This is a genomic window from Speluncibacter jeojiensis (assembly GCF_029589495.1).
Taxonomy (GTDB): Bacteria; Actinomycetota; Actinomycetes; order Mycobacteriales; family Mycobacteriaceae; genus Speluncibacter; species Speluncibacter jeojiensis.
In genome coordinates this window covers 207,930-224,750 of sequence record NZ_JAAIVF010000008.1, presented here as the reverse complement: position 1 = coordinate 224,750, position 16,821 = coordinate 207,930, and the positions used below count along the sequence as shown (strand labels likewise).

17 protein-coding genes are annotated in these 16,821 nt (G+C 68.6%); 9 read left to right on the top strand and 8 right to left on the bottom strand.

What is annotated here, in order from left to right:
• Positions 1 to 13 precede the first annotated feature (13 nt).
• The 4 genes from G4X40_RS21395 to G4X40_RS21380 all read right to left on the bottom strand — a co-directional run bounded on the left by G4X40_RS21395 (position 14) and on the right by G4X40_RS21380 (position 3,910).
• Complete coding sequence (locus tag G4X40_RS21395) at positions 14 to 892, bottom strand: ABC transporter permease (protein WP_277835607.1); 879 nt, start codon at positions 890 to 892, stop codon at positions 14 to 16.
• Complete coding sequence (locus G4X40_RS21390; RefSeq protein ID WP_277835606.1) at positions 889 to 1,848, bottom strand: ABC transporter permease; 960 nt, start codon at positions 1,846 to 1,848, stop codon at positions 889 to 891. Before G4X40_RS21390 ends, G4X40_RS21395 begins: the two co-directional genes overlap by 4 nt.
• Positions 1,849 to 1,914: 66 nt before the next feature.
• Positions 1,915 to 3,519 (bottom strand): ABC transporter substrate-binding protein, encoded by a 1,605-nt coding sequence (locus G4X40_RS21385; protein WP_277835603.1) that lies wholly within the window; start codon positions 3,517 to 3,519, stop codon positions 1,915 to 1,917.
• A gap of 238 nt (positions 3,520 to 3,757) precedes the next feature.
• On the bottom strand, positions 3,758 to 3,910 hold the full coding sequence (locus G4X40_RS21380) for a hypothetical protein (protein WP_277835600.1): 153 nt from the start codon (positions 3,908 to 3,910) through the stop codon (positions 3,758 to 3,760).
• A gap of 62 nt (positions 3,911 to 3,972) precedes the next feature.
• On the opposite strand from G4X40_RS21380, the gene G4X40_RS21375 reads away from it, so the two are divergent.
• Together G4X40_RS21375 and G4X40_RS21370 are read left to right on the top strand one after the other, a co-directional pair.
• On the top strand, positions 3,973 to 4,212 hold the full coding sequence (locus G4X40_RS21375; RefSeq protein WP_277835596.1) for a FitA-like ribbon-helix-helix domain-containing protein: 240 nt from the start codon (positions 3,973 to 3,975) through the stop codon (positions 4,210 to 4,212).
• Complete coding sequence (locus G4X40_RS21370) at positions 4,212 to 4,601, top strand: type II toxin-antitoxin system VapC family toxin (protein ID WP_277835594.1); 390 nt, start codon at positions 4,212 to 4,214, stop codon at positions 4,599 to 4,601. The genes G4X40_RS21375 and G4X40_RS21370 overlap by 1 nt, the downstream gene beginning before the upstream one ends.
• A gap of 22 nt (positions 4,602 to 4,623) precedes the next feature.
• Here the strand turns inward: G4X40_RS21370 and G4X40_RS21365 are convergent, their stop codons facing one another.
• Positions 4,624 to 7,233, bottom strand: coding sequence for a multicopper oxidase domain-containing protein (locus G4X40_RS21365; RefSeq protein ID WP_277835593.1), 2,610 nt, complete (start codon positions 7,231 to 7,233; stop codon positions 4,624 to 4,626).
• A 537-nt stretch (positions 7,234 to 7,770) separates the two neighbouring features.
• On the opposite strand from G4X40_RS21365, the gene G4X40_RS21360 reads away from it, so the two are divergent.
• The 3 genes from G4X40_RS21360 to G4X40_RS21350 all read left to right on the top strand — a co-directional run bounded on the left by G4X40_RS21360 (position 7,771) and on the right by G4X40_RS21350 (position 10,315).
• On the top strand, positions 7,771 to 9,198 hold the full coding sequence (locus G4X40_RS21360; RefSeq protein WP_277835592.1) for an MFS transporter: 1,428 nt from the start codon (positions 7,771 to 7,773) through the stop codon (positions 9,196 to 9,198).
• 15 nt (positions 9,199 to 9,213) lie between these two features.
• Positions 9,214 to 9,534, top strand: a complete 321-nt coding sequence (locus G4X40_RS21355) for a GNAT family N-acetyltransferase (RefSeq protein WP_332844347.1) — start codon at positions 9,214 to 9,216, stop codon at positions 9,532 to 9,534.
• A 250-nt stretch (positions 9,535 to 9,784) separates the two neighbouring features.
• Positions 9,785 to 10,315, top strand: a complete 531-nt coding sequence (locus G4X40_RS21350; protein WP_277835590.1) for an MspA family porin — start codon at positions 9,785 to 9,787, stop codon at positions 10,313 to 10,315.
• 7 nt (positions 10,316 to 10,322) lie between these two features.
• Here the strand turns inward: G4X40_RS21350 and G4X40_RS21345 are convergent, their stop codons facing one another.
• The 3 genes from G4X40_RS21345 to G4X40_RS21335 all read right to left on the bottom strand — a co-directional run bounded on the left by G4X40_RS21345 (position 10,323) and on the right by G4X40_RS21335 (position 13,678).
• The gene (locus tag G4X40_RS21345; RefSeq protein WP_277835589.1) at positions 10,323 to 11,366 is read right to left on the bottom strand and encodes a DNA polymerase IV; all 1,044 of its coding nucleotides are present in this window, start codon (positions 11,364 to 11,366) and stop codon (positions 10,323 to 10,325) included.
• Positions 11,367 to 11,384: 18 nt separating this feature from the next.
• Positions 11,385 to 12,908, bottom strand: coding sequence for an FAD-dependent monooxygenase (locus tag G4X40_RS21340; RefSeq protein ID WP_277835587.1), 1,524 nt, complete (start codon positions 12,906 to 12,908; stop codon positions 11,385 to 11,387).
• A 119-nt stretch (positions 12,909 to 13,027) separates the two neighbouring features.
• A complete protein-coding gene (locus G4X40_RS21335; protein WP_277835586.1) occupies positions 13,028 to 13,678 on the bottom strand; it encodes a VC0807 family protein in 651 nt (216 codons plus the stop codon).
• Positions 13,679 to 13,932: 254 nt separating this feature from the next.
• Here G4X40_RS21335 and G4X40_RS21330 point away from each other — a divergent pair, with 254 nt between their 5' ends.
• The 4 genes from G4X40_RS21330 to G4X40_RS21315 are packed head-to-tail and all read left to right on the top strand — an operon-like array spanning position 13,933 to position 16,785.
• Entirely contained in the window at positions 13,933 to 15,162 is a 1,230-nt protein-coding gene (locus G4X40_RS21330) for a hypothetical protein (protein ID WP_277835583.1), read from the top strand.
• A complete protein-coding gene (locus G4X40_RS21325; RefSeq protein ID WP_277835580.1) occupies positions 15,159 to 15,566 on the top strand; it encodes a hypothetical protein in 408 nt (135 codons plus the stop codon). The genes G4X40_RS21330 and G4X40_RS21325 overlap by 4 nt, the downstream gene beginning before the upstream one ends.
• Before the next feature lie 46 nt (positions 15,567 to 15,612).
• Entirely contained in the window at positions 15,613 to 16,140 is a 528-nt protein-coding gene (locus tag G4X40_RS21320) for a DUF3558 family protein (RefSeq protein ID WP_277835579.1), read from the top strand.
• A 9-nt stretch (positions 16,141 to 16,149) separates the two neighbouring features.
• Positions 16,150 to 16,785, top strand: a complete 636-nt coding sequence (locus tag G4X40_RS21315) for an RDD family protein (RefSeq protein ID WP_277835575.1) — start codon at positions 16,150 to 16,152, stop codon at positions 16,783 to 16,785.
• Positions 16,786 to 16,821 lie beyond the last annotated feature (36 nt).

The window sequence follows — 16,821 nt, the reverse complement described above, 5'->3', positions numbered from 1 at the left end:
CGTTCATGGTTCGTCAGACCCGTCGGGCGCGGCCGAGCGCCTGGGCGACGAGCAGGAAGCCGAGGACGAGCCCCGAGATGACGGCCAGCGGGCCGAGCGCGTAGGCCGGGTTCGCGTCCAGGTTCGCCGCCGCCCCGGCGAGGATCGAGCCGAGCGACGGCGCCGGCGGACGCACGCCGATCCCGATGAAGCTCATGGCGCTCTCGGCGAACACCGCCAGCGACAGCGACAGCGCCAGTTGCACGCCGAGCGGTTCGAGCGCGTTCGGCAGCACGTGGGTGCGCAACACCCACCAGCGGCCGGCGCCGATCACCTCCGCCGCCTCGACGTAGTCCAGCTCGCGCACCTTGAGCACGCTGGTGCGGATCAGCCAGCCGAAGATCGGGATCTCGGCGAGGACGATGACGGTCACGATCGGCACCACGCCGGCGCCGGTGATCGCGACCAGCGTGATCGCCAGGATGATCAGCGGGAAGGCGAGGATCACGTCGAACACCCGCTGCGCCGCGGCGTCGAGCGCCGGGTGCACGGTGGCGGCCAGTCCCGCCAGCGCCCCGATCGCCGCGCCGAGCGGCACGGCGACGAAGGCGATGACCAGATCGACGCGGATGCCGTAGAGGGTGCGGGTCAGCACGTCCCGGTTGACCTCGTCGGTGCCGAGCCAGTGGGTGGCGTTGGGGCCCACCAGGTTCGCCAGCGGGATCTGTTCGGTCGGCCCGTAGCCGGTCAGCAACGGCGCGGCGAGCCCGGCGAGGGCGATCACGGCGACCAACACGACGCCGACGAGTCCCTGGCCGCGGGTCAGTGCGCGCACCACCGGTCGGGGCCGGCGGGCCGAGGCGGTGGGCACAGATGGGACGGCCGGCGCTGCCGACACTGCGGCGGTGGTCATGTGGCTCCTCCGATGCGGATGCGGGGGTCGAGGTAGGCGTGCACCAGGTCGGTGACGAGTTGGATGGCGACGAACACCGCGACCGAGATCAGCAGCAGCACCTGCACCACCGGATAGTCGCGGCGGCCGATGCCCTCCTGCAGCAGCTGCCCGATGCCGGGCCAGGCGAAGATCGCCTCGACCAGCACCGCACCGCCGAGCAGTTGGCCGGTCTGCAGGCCCAGCGCGGTCACCGTGGTGGGCAGCGCATTGCGCAGCGCGGTGCGGGTGACCAGCTGCCATCGCGACATCCCTGCCGCGCGGGCGGTGGTCACATAGGGCCGGGCCATCTCGGTGCGCAGCGCCTCGGTGAGGAAGCGGGTCAGCGCGGCGGCGACCGGCAGTGCCAGGCACAACGCCGGCAGCAGCAGATACTGCACGGTGAGGTCCGGCGCGGCCAGCAGCCCGTCCGGCGGCACTCCACCGGACGGCAGCACCGGCACGGCGACCGCGAACACCAGCACCAGCAGCACGCCGGTCACGAAGGGCGGCAACGCGACCGCCGCAGTGCCTGCCGCCCCGATCAGTGCGGTCAGCGGCCGGGTCGGCCAGACCACCGTCGCGACCGACGCGACCAGCGCCACCGTCACCGCGACGAGCAGCGCCGCCCCGGCGAGCACTGCGGTGTCGGCCAGGCCCGAGATCACCAGCTCGGAGGTCTGTCCGCCGAGCACGTACGAGCGACCGAGGTCGAACGTGAGCACGTGCCCGATCCACGACAGGTACTGCTGCGGCAGGGATTGGTCGAGACCGAGTGAATGCCGGATGGCGGCAAGCGATTCGGGGGTGGCGTCGGGCCCGGCGAGGGCGACGGCCGGGTCGCCCGGCACCAACCGCATCACCAGGAAGATCAGGATCGAGGACAGGAAGAGCACCAGCAGGGCCGACGGCAGGCGTCGGAGCAGGTAGCGCACCATCGGGTGGCTCCGTTCAAAGGGGCACGAAGATGTTCGCGCACAAACGGTTTCGGCAGGCGAGAAAGGTCAGGTCAGGTAGGTGCCGGTGAAGTCCGGTTGCCCGCCCTTACGGGCGGAGGCGCCCCGCACCCGCGCCGCGGTGGCGATCTGCGGCACCACGACACCGATCTCGATGAGGAAAAGCGCGTCGAGCAATTGGCCGCTCAGCGCGGAGTACCGGTCGCGCGCCTGCGGCCCGGCGGGGTCGGCGAGGTGCCAGGCGGAGGTGGCCGCGGCGGTGTAGGCCGGCGAGGAGAACCGGGACGCGTTCTTGGCCGCGTTGAACGGGTAGGCGCTCACGGCCAGCGTCGACGGCTCGAACTGGGTGAAGCTGTGGCCGGTGACCCACAATCCGGGGAACTTCGCGCCGATCAGCTGTTTGAGGAACACCGTCTGCTCCACCGGGTCCAGCCGCACCCGCAGTCCCGCGTCGGCGAGGTTGGACTGCACGATCTGCGCGACCGCCTGGTGCGACGGCTCGGCGCCGATGTAGGTCAGCAGGAGTTCCGGCACCGCCCCGGCCTGCGCCAGCAGCGCCGTGGCCCGGCCGACGTCGCGGCGGTAGGTGGCGTTCCGGGCCGCGTCGTAGGCCGGCGAGGTGGTCGGCCACGGCAGGTTCACCGGGTAGCCGGTGCCGCGGTAGACGTCCGCCATGACGCGGTTGCGGTCGAGCGCGTAGGCGATGGCGCGGCGCACCCGCACGTCACCGAGGCCGGGCGCGGTGACGTTGGCGCCCACATAGATCTGGCTTTCCGCGCCGTCGAGTGCGGTGGTGGCGAAGCCGGCGGTGCGGCCGATGCGCTGCGAGTCCCGGTAGCTCAAGGCGCCGGTGTAGTCGATCTGTCCGGAGCGCAGCGCGTTGAGCTGGGCCTGCGCATCCGGGATGATCGCGGCCTCGACCCGGTCGAGGTAGGGCCGCCCGGGCTGCCAGTAGTGCTCGTTGCGCTCGAACTCGATGCGACTGTTCGGCGTTCGGGAGGTGAGCCGGAACGGGCCGGTGCCGATGTAGTTCGCCCCGGTGGTGAAGTCCGCGAAGCTCTCCCGGTCCAGGATCGGGACGAGGTCGAGCAGGTCGAAGATGTTGCCGAGCGGGGCCGCGAAGTGCAGCACCAGCCGGTGCGGGTCGGGGATCTCGTAGTCGGTGATCGCGGCGGCGGTGCTGCGCAACTGGGCGGTCCAGCGCGGGTCCGCGTAGGTGCGCAACGAGAATTCGGCGTCGGCCGCGGCGAACGGTCGGCCGGTGTGGAAGCGCACGTCGTCGCGCAGGTCCAAGCCCAGGGAAAGCCCGTCGGCGGAGAGCTGCCAGGACCGGGCCAGCTGTGGCTGCGGTTGCAGCGCGGTGAGCGGGTAGCGGGTGAGGGTGTCGTAGACCAGACCGGTGACGAGCGGTCCGGCTCCGGTGCCGACGACCAGGAACTGCGCCGGGCTCAGGTCGCCGCGCAGGCCGACTCGCAGGTTCCCGCCACGGGTGGCGGTGTCCGCGCCGGCGCCGGCGTCGGCCTGGACGGCCACGGCGGAGCGGCAACCGGCCAGGCCGGCGGCGCCGACGGTGGCGAGCGCGGCCAGGCCGGCGCCGCGCAGGAAAGCACGCCGGCCCCGTCGCGGCGACGAGGAGGGATGGGGATGGCTCACGAGGTGCCCTTCACGGGAGTCGGGTGACGGCGGCGCGCGGTACTCGGCGCGCGCCACTGGAGATCAGTGCTGTCGGTGACAGCAGCGACATCGTCCGGCCCGCGCCGCGGAGACCACCGCAACAATGCGGCGGATATCCTTGGCGGGCATGATGTTTCCTCTCGTTGTTCGACATGGTCCAGTGAACCGGATCCGCAGGAGTGGCGGAACCGTTGCGCTCACCGTGAACGCAACAAGATCAGTCGGCGACGCGGGCGGCCTCACGCTCGACGGCGTCGACGACCGCGGCGGGGGTGCGCAACTCGCCGGGCGCGTAGGTGACCGCACGCAGGGCGCCGGTGTAGCGGAACGGGCCGCGTCGCTCACGCAGCGCCCACGAGACCGGCCGCACGCGTCGACCTCGGCGTAGCTGCCGTACGGTTTGCATGCTGTCGTCATGCTACGTTCATGCGTATGAGCAACCTGCAGGTGAAGAACATCCCGGAGGAGCTCCACGCCGCGATCAGTGCACGCGCCAAGGCCGAGCACTTGACGATGTCCCAGTACGTCACCCGGGTGCTCGCGCGCGAGGTGTCCCGGCCGCGCATCGACGTGTGGCTGGCCGACTGGGAGCGGGCCGATCTGCCGGCAGTCGACGTAGACGTTGTCGCGCTCCTCGACGACGTGCGGTCCGACGATCCGGCTCCACGCTGATGCAGATCGTCGATGCGAGCGCAGTGCTCGACCTGCTGCTGCGCACCCCACGCGGCGAGCGTGTCCACGCGCTGCTCGACCGCGACGACGTCTGGGCACCGCAACTGGTCGAAGTCGAGGTCTGCTCGGCGTTGGCGCGACTCGAACGTGCGGGGAAGGTTCCGCCCGAGAGACTGACCCGTGCCTACGACTCGTGGCGCACGTTTCCGTACACGGCGGTGTCGCTGAGCGCGCTGCGCGACCGGGCGTGGCTGCTGCGCGACTCGGTCCGGGTCGCGGACGCGTTCTATGTCGCAGCCGCCGTCACGCTGGGCGCTCCGCTGCTGACCTCCGATGCGCGCCTTGCCCGCTCGCCCGTCAAGGGCGCTGCGATCCTGCTCGCCCAGTGACTCACGCTGCTACGACGCCCTCTTACGACACGACGATCTTGCCCATCGCGCCGCGGTCTCCGGCGACCATCCGGTGGTCGAGGAACGTGTAGGTGCCGGGCGCGGTGAACTGCATTTCGACGAATCCGCCCTGCGCCACACCGAGGTCGAGCACCTGTGAGCCGCCGTGCAGAGGATTGTCCGGCCGCAGCAGGTACGCACCCTCCTTGTAGACGGTGTCGAACTGGCTGCCGACGACGTGGAACGCCAGCGACTCGTTCGGCCCGGCGTCGACGACCCAGATGCGGATGCGGTCGCCGACCTTCGCGTGCAACGGGCGGTAGACGTACTGGTTCGCGTAGCCGTTGAACATCACCAGGTCCGGCTTGTCCGCGATGACCTTGTCCGCGTCGGGCTGCCCACCCTGCGGCCCGAGGTACGCCTCGGACTGGATCATCACGTACTCGGCGCTGACGGGGGCGAGGTCCGGCGGGTCGATGATCACCGCGCCGAACATGCCGGCGGCGATGTGCACGGCCATCGGCGCGGTCGCGCAGTGGTAGAGCCACACGCCGGTGTGGTTGGCGGTGAACGTGTAGACCAGCGACTCACCCGGATTGATGGTGCGCATCGGTTCGTCGGGCGAGACCATGCCGGCGTGGAAGTCGATCGAGTGCCCCATGGTGCCGTGGTTGACGAGCGTTACCTCGAAGGTGTCGCCGAGCTTGCCGCGCAGCGTCGGCCCCATCGGTCTGCCGTTGTAGGTCCACATGATCTGCTGCACGCCGGGTGCGAAGTCGCCGGGCACCTCGGTGATGTCGAAGGTGTACTTGTGCACGGTGCCGGTCGGCGCGGGCGCGAGCCGTGGGTCACGGGCCTCGAAGGACGCGGGAGGTTTACGCATCAGGTCGACGTCCGGCGCGGGGCCGGTTGCAGCTCCGGACATCCCGGCCATACCCGGGCCCATCGCCATCTGGCCCGGTGAGTTCGCGTCGGCGCCGCCACCGGTGGTGCGGACGTGGAAGACCATGCCCTGCTGGCGGTGGCCGATGATCGAGCACCAGCCCTCGATCGACTTGCCGACCACCGCGACCTCGAGGGTGGCGCGCTGATCCGGCCCGAGCCGGCCGGTGCTCTGTCCGGAGGCCAGCACCATGTCGTGCACCATCGTGTCCTTGTTGGTCACGTTGATCACCAGCCGGTTGCCGACCGGGACGGTCACCGAATCCGGGGTGAAGCGCATGTTCGCGGCGTCCACCTGCACTGTGGTGGTCTGGCCGGTCGGGGCGACCCCGGCGGCCGCGTCCTCGACCGGTCCGCCCGCGCCGCCGCCGAGCGCCGAGCCGACCGCGATCACCAGCGCGAGCGAGGCCATCGCTGCGATCACCTGCTGGCCGCGGTTCTGCGGTGCCGGCGGCGCCGGTTCGACGGGCGCGGCACCCTCCGGCGCTGCTTGCCCGCTGCCCTCGCGCATCGCCCGGCGCACGCCCATCGCCGCCTTGGCGCTGGAGATCATGATCGGCAGGAACAGGATGAACGCGAGCATCACCAACGCGGAGACGCCGACCTTGATCCAGCTGGCCAGCGGGAACAGCCAGATCACCAGGCCGACATTGATGACCAGCACCCGCCACAGCCACCACCGGTTCATCCGGTTCACCCCGGCGGCCCTGACGGCAGGGTTGTCGCTCATCATGGTCGGCAGCAGGTGACTCATCACACCGAAGAGCAACTGCGCGGCGAAGCCCGCCAGGAACGGCACCGTCATCAGCGTCGCGCGGTCGGCCTCCATCGGCCCGTCGATCAGCACCACGGCCAGCGCGATCAGCGACCCGATCAGCCACAGCAGCGCCGCTGTGATCGAGGCTGCCGCGTAGCCGGTGGGCGGGCGCCGGACCGCGACCTTGAGCAGCGGCAGCGCGACGACCAGCCAGCCGGTCAGGTAGATCAGCACCCCGGCGGCGGCGAGGTCGGGCAGGTCGGAGAGCGCCCCACCGGTGAGCACGCCGATGCCGGACAGCAGCACCGCGAGCGCGATCGGGCGGCGCCGGGCCGACGGGTCTGTCTCGCCGAGCAGCCGCGGGAACAGCACGGTGAGCACCCCGGCGGCGGCCAGACCGAGGAACCCGAGGATGTTCATCGCCTGGTGGGTAAACAGGAAACCGGCCTGCGCCGGGTCCGCGAAGCCGTAGGCCAGCGCGGCGCCGAAGCCCGCGCCGACGGGCAGCAGCGCCGCCGAAGCGACGAAGAACCAGACGCTCTGCGCGTGTTCGGCCCGGCCCTCCCCCTGCGCGGCGCGGTGCAACTGGGCCCGGCGGATCAGCATCAGCAGGCCGATGGCGTGCCAGGCGACCATGGCCCCGACGACGACGGCGCCCGCGAGCGTGACCGGCCAGACCGAGCCAAGCATGCCGACGATCGTCAGCACGATGCCGGCGTTGAGCGTGTAGATGCGCGCCAGTTGCGGACGGCGCGCGGTCTCGGGCAGGTGATAGCCGAGGAACCGCTCGGCGAGGGTCTGCGACCAGACCAGGATCGAGTTGGTGACCGCGCCCAGCGTGAACAGGTGCACCAGCAACCAGCGAGAGTCGGGCAGCCACGGGTGGGTGAACCCGGCCAGGATCAACAGCATCAGCCAGACGCGCACCGGCATCCCCGCACGTTGATGCCAGCTTTTGGGGCGACGCGGCGCACGGGGTTTCACAGGGTCGATGCTACGGAGAACGCGAATCGCCTACTACCCTTCGTCGTAGATTCAGGTTGTGATTAACGCAACAGTATCCTTTAAATACGGGAAGTGTCGACCGTGAGACGCCCCGAGCGTCACGAAGGATCGACCGCACGGCGCCGCAACGGCGAGACGCAGCTCACATCTTGGTAACGAAATCTTCCACTTTGTCCGATATTCGATGCCGCACAATTGGCGGCTAACTCACAGCTGACGCCGCAATTCGGGCACCTCCCGCCGGCCTCGAATCGAACACATGAGCGTGTTTTGCGATTCGTCAACCGTCCGCCGCGTCCGTACCGTCAGCAACTCAGCGACGTCTTGAACGATTTGGGTTCGCATGAACTGAACCGCCCCGGGGTATCACGGACCAGGACGTCCGAAAGCGAACGAGCAAGCTCACGGAATGACCAGCCGGCGAGCACGGACCTCCGTGCACCGATCGCCGGTAGAGGAGGACCGATGCGCCCAGACGACGCGGGCCTGGCCACACCTGCCGGCGGCGACGCCGACAGATCCCTCGAGGGCGGCGTGCCCGCATCGGAGGGTGTCACCGGCACCCCCGACCCGGATACGCCCGAGGGGCGCAAGCTGCTGCGCAAGGTCATCGCGGCGTCGGCCATCGGCAACGCCACAGAGTGGTACGACTACGGCGTCTTCGCCGCCGTGGCCACCTACATCGGCAACGCGTTCTTCCCCGGCAGCCTGTCGACGGTCGCGACGATGCTGACGTTCGCGGTGTCGTTCCTGCTGCGTCCGGTCGGCGGCATGGTGTGGGGACCGATCGGAGATCGCTTGGGTCGCAAGGCCGTGCTGGCCACGACCATCCTGCTGATGTCCGGCGCCACCTTCCTGATCGCCTGCATTCCCTCGCATGCGTCGATCGGCATCGCGGCCCCGATCCTGCTGATCCTGCTGCGCGTCGTGCAGGGATTCTCCACCGGCGGCGAATACGGCGGGGCCGCAACGTTCATGGCCGAGTACGCGCCCGACAAGACCCGCGGCAAGTACGGCAGCTTCCTCGAATTCGGCACGCTCGCAGGGTTTGTCATGGGCTCAGGGGTGGTGCTGATCTGCCAGCACTCGATGTCCGACGCGTCGATGAACTCGTGGGGCTGGCGGATACCCTTCCTGATCGCCGCTCCCCTGGGTCTGATCGGCTGGTTCCTGCGTTCACGCATGGACGACACCCCGGTGTTCACCGAGGCCGAGCAGCACGACGAGTTGGAGGGCACCGCGTGGAGCCGGTTCGTCGACCTGCTGCGCAGCTATCGCGGACCGATCATCACGATGTTCGGCATGGTCATCGCGCTGAACGTGGTCAATTACACGCTGCTGACCTACCAGCCGACCTACCTCGAGAAGAACATCGGCATGGACGAGCAGTCCACCACGTTCCTCGTGCTCATCGGCGAGGTCGTGATGATGGCGTTCATCCCCTTCTTCGGCCGCTGGTCCGACCGCACCGGCCGAAAACCCATGTGGTGGGGCTCGCTGATCGGACTGTTCGTGCTCGCGTTGCCGATGTACTGGCTGATGGGCAAGGGGTTCGGTTGGGCGCTGCTGGGATTCGCGGTCCTGGGTCTGCTCTACATTCCGCAGCTGGCCACGATTTCGGCGACGTTCCCCGCGATGTTCCCGACCCAGGTGCGCTACGCCGGGTTCGCGATCAGTTACAACGTGGCGACGGCGGCCTTCGGCGGCACCGCGCCGTATGTGAACAATCAGCTGATCAGCATCACCGGCTGGGACATCTTCCCGGCCATCTACATGATGATCGCCTGCGCCATCGGCATGGTGTCGATGCTGTTCCTGCGGGAGACCGCGGGGGTGTCGATCCGCGGCACCGAGATCCCCGGCCACGAGCCGGAACTCGCCCACTCCAGCTGAATCACGTCGGGGTGGATAACCTGGAGATCATTCCCTGACGGAAGGACCGTGACCATGACGGAGAAGTTCGACCACAACTCGGCGCAGAGCCGATTCGAGATCCACGTCGACGGCACCCTGGCCGGGCACGCCGACTACACGCTGTCCGGCGACGTCCGCGACTTCAACCACACCGTCACCGATCCGGCGTTCCGCGGCCAGGGCATCGCCGGCAAGGTCGTCGGGCACGCACTCGACCAGACCCGCGCGGACGGGCTGAAGATCCGCGCCTCCTGCTCGTACGTGGAGAAGTTCGTCGGCGACCGTCCCGAGTACCAGGACCTGCTCGCCGGCTGAGGTTCGGCGGGCCGAATCCGGACGCGTGTTCGGTCCTCCTGCGCATCGCCGCCGGTATAGGGTTGAAACACTGGTTTTGCGTGGGCTCGACAACTCGGCATTCGGAGGACTGGTCACCATGAGCGTTCGCGCGCGACGCCCGAAAATCGTTCCGATTCTGGCGGGCCTCGCCGCAGCGAGCGGAATGGTGGTGGCCTGCCCCGGGTTCGCCGGCGCGGCACCGGTCACGATGGCTCCGCACTCACGAACGATGGCGAGTGTGGACGGCTGGCAGCTGACGGCCTCCCTGTTCGACGGCGTCATCAATTCGGTGCCCAACCTCGCGGGCGACTTCTTGACGCGCGAGGCCTTCGTCTCGGCGCGAGGGACGGGCCAGATCAGCGGCAACGGCGCGCACAAGATCAACTCGGGGGCATTGCTCGCCGGCTACCAGATCGGTTGTCCCCGCACCCTGGACGGCGAGCTCGCCCTCGGACTGGGTTCGACCGGCTCGCTGGGCTCGTCGGGCGGCGGCGACGGAAACGTTCCCACCCCCACCATCACCCCGCCGACCATCAACAACAACGTGAAGGTCAAGCTGACTCCCGGCTCGGTCGACGACGTGCAGCTGGTCAAGAAGAGCTTCAAGGGGCAGAACGCCTCGATCAGCATGGACGGCGTCCACATCACGATGTCCGGGTGCGGCGGGCCCGTCACCATCCGCGGATACGTGACACTGAATGCGGGCACTGCGGTCTCACAGGACAGCGTCACCGTCTACGGCGATCCGCTCCGGATCTGACGGCACGTCAGGTGGCGTCGCCAGACGGCACCATCTCCAGCCGGACACCGATCAACCGCACCTTCCGGTCGTGATCGAGTCGGTCGACCAATGTTGCTGCGGCGTCGGCGAGTTCGCACGGGTCTGATGTGGGTTCGGTCAGCGAGGCGCTGGTCGTGTGGGTGTCGAACGGGGCGTAGCGCACCTTGAGGGCGACGCGGATCGCCGGGCGGTGTTCGGCGGCGATGTCCGCGGCGACGCGGGTAGCGAGGTCGCGGACCTCGGCGGCGAGCCGACCCCAGTCGGCCACGTCCTGTTGAAAGGTGATCTCGCGGCTGTGTGAGCGGGCCCGGTACGGCTCGGCGCTGACGGTGCGTGCGCCGTGCCCGTACGCGAGGTGGTGCAGCCACGGCCCGGTCTTCGGGCCGAACGTAGCCGCCAGCATGTCGATCGGTGCGGAGGCGAGCTCGACAACGGTGTGAATATCAAGGGCGGCGAGCTTTTTCGCCGTCTTGCCGCCGATGCCCCAGAGCGCGTCGGCGGGCCGCTCCCCCATCACCTGCCACCAGTTGTTTGCGGTGAGCCGGAAGATGCCGCGGGGCTTGCCGAATCCGGTGGCAATCTTGGCGCGTAACTTGTTGTCGCCGATGCCGATCGAGCAGTGCAGTGCGGTCGCGTCGAGCACGGCCGCCTGCACCGATTGCGCGGCGGACTCCGGGTCGTCGGTGTCGATGCCGAGGAATGCCTCGTCCCAGCCGAGCACCTCGACGACGGCGACGGTGTCGCGCAGGGTGTCCATGACTGCGTTCGATGCCGCCGTGTAGGCGGGCGCGTCGACCGGCAGGAACACCGCGGCGCCGGGCAGCTTCCTCGCCGCCACCCGCAGCGGCATGCCCGAGCCGACCCCGTACTCGCGGGCCTCATAGGAGGCGGTGGAGACGACGCCGCGCTCCGTGGGGTCGCCGTGCCCGCCGACCACCACGGGGAGTCCGGCGAGCTCGGGCCGACGCAGTATCTCGACCGCCGCGACGAACTGGTCGAGGTCCACGTGCAGCACCCAGGGTGTGGGCATGTGTTCCAGTGTGGTGGTTCAGCGAGGTCGCGGCGAGTCGAACCGGGCGAGGTAGGCGCGGACCTCCTCGATCTGATCCGCTGCCGCGGTCATGCCGATGTAGCCGTCCGGACGGACGACGACGATCGCGTCGCCGTCGACGCCGTAAGCCGCACGGGCACATCCGTAGTCGTCGACGAGGTCGACGTCCGGGCCGGGCGCCGTGCCGACCCGCGCCACCACGACGTGGCGCCCGGCGAGCGAGACCACCGGCGCGCCGCCGAAACCGAGAACGGTCACCTGCGGGCCGCGGAACACATCGAACAGCCGGACCGGATCGCCGAACGGGTCACGACACGGGGCGTCGGGAGCCCGGTCCCCCGCATGCACCGTCGACACCCGGGCGAGATCGGTTGCCAGCGAGCCGAACCGGTAGTCCAACCCGAGTTGTTCACGGTCCGCACCATGCGCCGCGATCCCTCGCGGGGTGCCGTCGGCGAAGTCGCCGGTCACCCTGTCCAGCCCGTCGGTGCTGAAGCCGAGCGTCCACGCCGCGATCGGCCGACGCTCCTCCTCGTAGGTGTCCAGCAGCGCCGGGTCGCCGCCGCCGAGCACCGCCGCCAGCTTCCAGCCCAGGTTGTAGGAGTCCTGGATGCCGGTGTTCATGCCGAGCCCGCCCGTCGGCGGGTGGACGTGCGCGGCATCGCCGGCCAGGAACACGTTTCCGACCCGGAACCGTTCGGCCATGCGCACGTTGACGCGCCACGTCGACATCCACGTCGGGTTCGAGAGGCGGATTCCGGGCTGCTCGGTCAGGTCGTCGACCAGACGTTGGAAGTAGTCGAGGGACGGCTCGGGGAGGGTGCCGTCCGCGCCGAAGTCGGCGAACGGCACGGCCTGCAGTTGCCAGACGGGTGTGCGCCGGAACGGGCACAGCGCAAGGAATCCGCGGTCCGGGTCGGTCCACTGGTACCAGCGGTCCGGCGTCAATCCCGTGACCTCTACATCGCCGATCAGCATCGCCTGGAACCCGCCCTGGCCGTCGAATCCGACGCCGAGCGCCTTGCGGACCGCGCTTCCCCCGCCATCGCACCCGACGAGGTACTGCGAATCGATCGCGGTGCCGTCGGCAAGGTGCGCGGTCACCCCGCCGCCGTCCTGCTCGACGGCGACCACCTCGGCGCCGTATTCGACGTGGATGCCATGGTCCGCCAAACAGTTTCGCAGCACCTGCTCGGTGTGGAACTGCGGGAGGATCGGCCCGACCGCGTAGGGGCGGTCCGCGCTGTCGCTGAGCCTGGCGCTCGGATCGGCGTCGCTGACGACCTCGCCGCGCACGGTCACCCGGTGCGGCAGTCCGCGATGGCCGAGGGCGAGGATCTCGCCGACGATGCCGAAGTCGTCGAACGCCTCGAGCGTGCGCGCCGTGAGGCCCTTGCCGCGAGAGCCCGCGAACGGCGCGGGTGCGCGGTCGATGATGCGCACCGGCACGCCGCGCCGGGCCAGGTCGATCGCGAGTGTCACGCCGGTCGGTCCCGCCCCCACCACCAGAACGTCGGTCATGCCGCGACTCTATCGGCGGTGGTCGTGCCGGACGCTCGAATAACCATCAGAATCTGATGGTTTATCGAGGCCGCGTCGGCAATGGTCGACACCAGCACCCACCGGCCGGGCGACGTCCGCTACGAAAGGGCGACTCGGGCGGCGACGGCCGTGGAGTCGGTGCCGGTACCCGCGTGGCGGCGGGCGCGCCGAACGGTCCACACGGTCACGGCGCCGAACACCGCGACGCTGAGCAGCGGCGAGATCGTCACCACCGTCGCGGTCGACAGCACGTACGAGAGGGCGACGCGCAGCGCGGCCTCGCCGACCAGCGCGACACCCCAGACCGCGGAGACGATCCGGTAGCCGTGCAGGCGTTGCGGCGAGTCGATGACCGGCACCCGGTCGCCGGCGAACTGGCGGCCCAGCCGGTAGGCCAGCGGTTGCGTGGTCGCGAGCGAGCCGAGGAACGCCAGTCCGATGATGCCGGTGACGATCGAATCCTTGACCAGCAGCACGCGCGGGTCGCGCAACCAGAGCGCCGCACCCAATCCGATCAGCACCGCCACCAGCGACAGCGCACCGAGCGCGTTCAGCCGGCGCTTGCGCGTGGCCTCGTAGATGGTCGCGGTGGCCGGGAAGATCGCCGCGACGCTCAGCGCGGCGATGTCCGACCAGTCGGCGAGGTGCAGCAGCTGGTAGGCGCCGACCGGCGCGATGACCGAGCCCGCGATGGTGGGGTCGGCCAGGATCGCCAGTCGGTGTCGCGGGGTCGTGTGCGCAGTGGTCATGTCGTGCCGCCTCCCTGGTCGTGTGCTGTGGTGACGACGCTATTTCGACGGGGCGCGCGGCGGCTCAACCCACCGGTGGAGGTCTGGGTGGAGATTGTAGGGAGGCTATATGTATGAGGCCATGACGTTGTCGACACCGTCGCGGAGTTGCGCGCGGTGGCCCGGCTGATGCGACGGACGCCACTCGCTCACCGGAGCAGTTCCTCCCCTGTCGACTGGTAGGGTCGCCCAAGTTCGGGGAGAGGACATGGGGAGTGGCAGAACGGTTCGCGGCGCAGCCGACGGAAATCGGCGGCATGGCCTGCCTTGCAGACGCGTCGGCCGATCACCTGATCCGAGCTCGCAGCCTGATGAACGCAGGGACGCCGGGACCCGGCTACAGCGGTCTACTGGAGCTACTCGCGGCGCCGATTGAGCAATACACCGCAGCAGCGGCTGGTCGCGTGCAGCGGCGCCACGACGTCACGTTCGGCATGGCGAACGAACTCCGGCACACCGCCTGGCATTTCTCCAGTCAAGATCACGCGAACGCACAGGCACTCGCACAACAACATTCGTCACTCGCCAGCGTGATACTGGCAGATTCCTGCGCAATGGTCACCGTCTACGACGGGATACCCGGATCGGAGGCGTTCGCCGTACGCGATGAACCAGACTTCACCGCTCCGCCCGCCGCAGAGTGCGATGTCCGTGGCCTCATCGACAGCACGACAGGCATCCTCAAAGACCTGGACGACGCCGTCCGAACGGTCACCCAGTGGGTCGGCGGCGGGGACGGTTGGAGCCCCATCGAAGCCGCCATCAAGCCGATCGCCGGAAACTGGGCGGAGTTGGAGCGTAGCGGCAAGGCCTTCGCGAAGGCCGGGACCGCATGCGAGCAGGTTGCGGGGAATCTCCGCGATGGCGCGCGCCGCCTCGACACCACTTGGGACGGGAAAGCCGCGATCGCCTACCAGGACTACGTGGAACATCTCGCCAAGGCGCTCGCTTGGGAAGGACCACTCGGCAGGCTCGCCGAGCGCGTCCTCAAGGCCACCTCCGACCAGATTCAGGAGACAGCCACCGCTCTGCTCGACAAGATCAGTCAGGTGATCCAGGACCGGATCATCGGCGCCGGCCTCAAGGACGTCTTCATCCGGAACGCAACGAAAGTTGTTCCCGGAGGATGGATCTTCCAGATGATCGAGATCGGCCACGCCATCGTCGACATTTGGATGGCAGCGAATGAGCTGATCAACGACATAAAGAACCTCATCGCTGACGCCGTTGCCGTGATCGATGCAATCGAGAACCCCGCCGACGCGATCGCGAATGCACTCGCTGAGAAGCTTCAGCCGCTCCAGGAAAAAGTCGATGAACTCCAAGACAATCTCGAGATGGCCGGCGACGTAGCCGCCGTGTCCGATGTCACCGCCCTTACCGGGGCACCGACATCGAACTTTGCAGTGGGGCCGGGCGAGCAACCGTGGCAGGATGCGTCGTGACGGAGTACCTGCCACCACACCTCGAAGTCCTGTACACGAGGTTCGAATCATCGTTGCGCACTCTTGCGGCCAACACATCCGCCTTCGCCCAACGCAGCTTCCAAGCCGGCCAACCCATCGAGCAGGTCGACGAGGCACTGCTGGAGCGGGTCTCTGCTGCCCCGGGCGCCTCCGCGGCGATGGTCGACGCCGCCGCCCGAGTACGAAGCGGTATTTGCAGCTGGTCGGAGATTGTCAACAGCTCCTGGCCACCACCCGAGATCCATGAGCTTGCCGCGCTCGGCGTGCCGTTCGTCTTCACACGCCCCGACACTTCGGCACCGAACGCTCCATCCAGGCCGACGGTCGACTGGGATGACGACGAGGACCGGCCTCCACGTTCATGGTTGACCAACGAATGGTAGGTCCGCGACGTCATCAGTCCGCGCAACACAATCCTGAGGAATCGCCTTGGTTCAGTCACGCCACGTCTCGTCGTTGCTCGTTGCGGGATTGGGTCTGGCTCTGTCGGCCTGCGGTGCAGGCACACCGCCGCCGGCCGCGCAGGCCTCAAACTGGAAGGATGTTGATCTCTGCTCGCTCGTGTCGATGAAGCAAGTGCAGGCCGTCGGCTCCGACCTTGCCGAAGCTCCGACGAGACGATCTGACACCAACAGCCGTTCGTGTTCATTCAACTCGATCGACGGAACCCATGTGGTCAAGGTGACTCTCTACCACCCGCCGGCCGCGCTCTCGGCGGTGCCACTGATGTCGGGCAAACGAACCGTCACGGTGGACGGACGAACCGCCCAGGCGATGGAGGACGGCGGGGGCCTGTGCACCGTGCGCGTCCCCTTCCAGGACCAGGTCTACCTGACGGTGAGCATCCACCCGTCACCCACCAAGAGCACGGTCTCGCCTGACGACGAGTCGACAGCATCGTGCGACTCACAGGTCTCGTTGATCGACGCGATCATGAAGTCTGTGCCGATCAAGTAGCCAGAACCATTGAGCCAAGAAGGGTTTGAGATCTCCACGACGTACGGCCGACACAGCAGGGGCCAGCGCAATGAGATGCCGTCGCCGCCACCAGAGCTTCGCAGCATCGAGAGCTTTGGGCGCCTCGACGCCCAGCCGCGGCGATTCGGGGAGAGAGCCGACCTCCGCTACCCCTCACCCAAGACTCTGCGCTGGATCGCATCCTCTGCGGTCGACTTCGTGCTGCACGCCGTACCCATGCTCGCGGTATTCGCTGCTGTCGCATACGATCCGACGCTTGCCAAGACGTTCCCACTGTTGCAGGTGTGGGCGCTCGTCTCCTGGCCGGCGTTGTCCATGCTCAACCGCATCGTCATCCAGGCGATCTTTCATGCGACCGTCGGAAAGGCACTGTTCGGGCTCGTGGTCATCCGGCCCGAAGACGGTCGATGGCCCAGCTTCGGCAGGCTGACGAAGGCTTGGTTCCTCTACCTGCTCGTTCTGCTCATACTGGCCGCCTGCATCCTCGGAGACGCCGCCGGAGACGGTGGACCGAGCTCGGACTTCACACTGTCCACCGTTCGACGGACGGATGCCATGGCCCGTTCGGAGCAGGTGACCAACCCGCGACCCTCAGGAACCAGGAGAACCGACGCTATGCCCTGAGCAATCCCATCTCACACGTCCAGACTACGGGGCGCC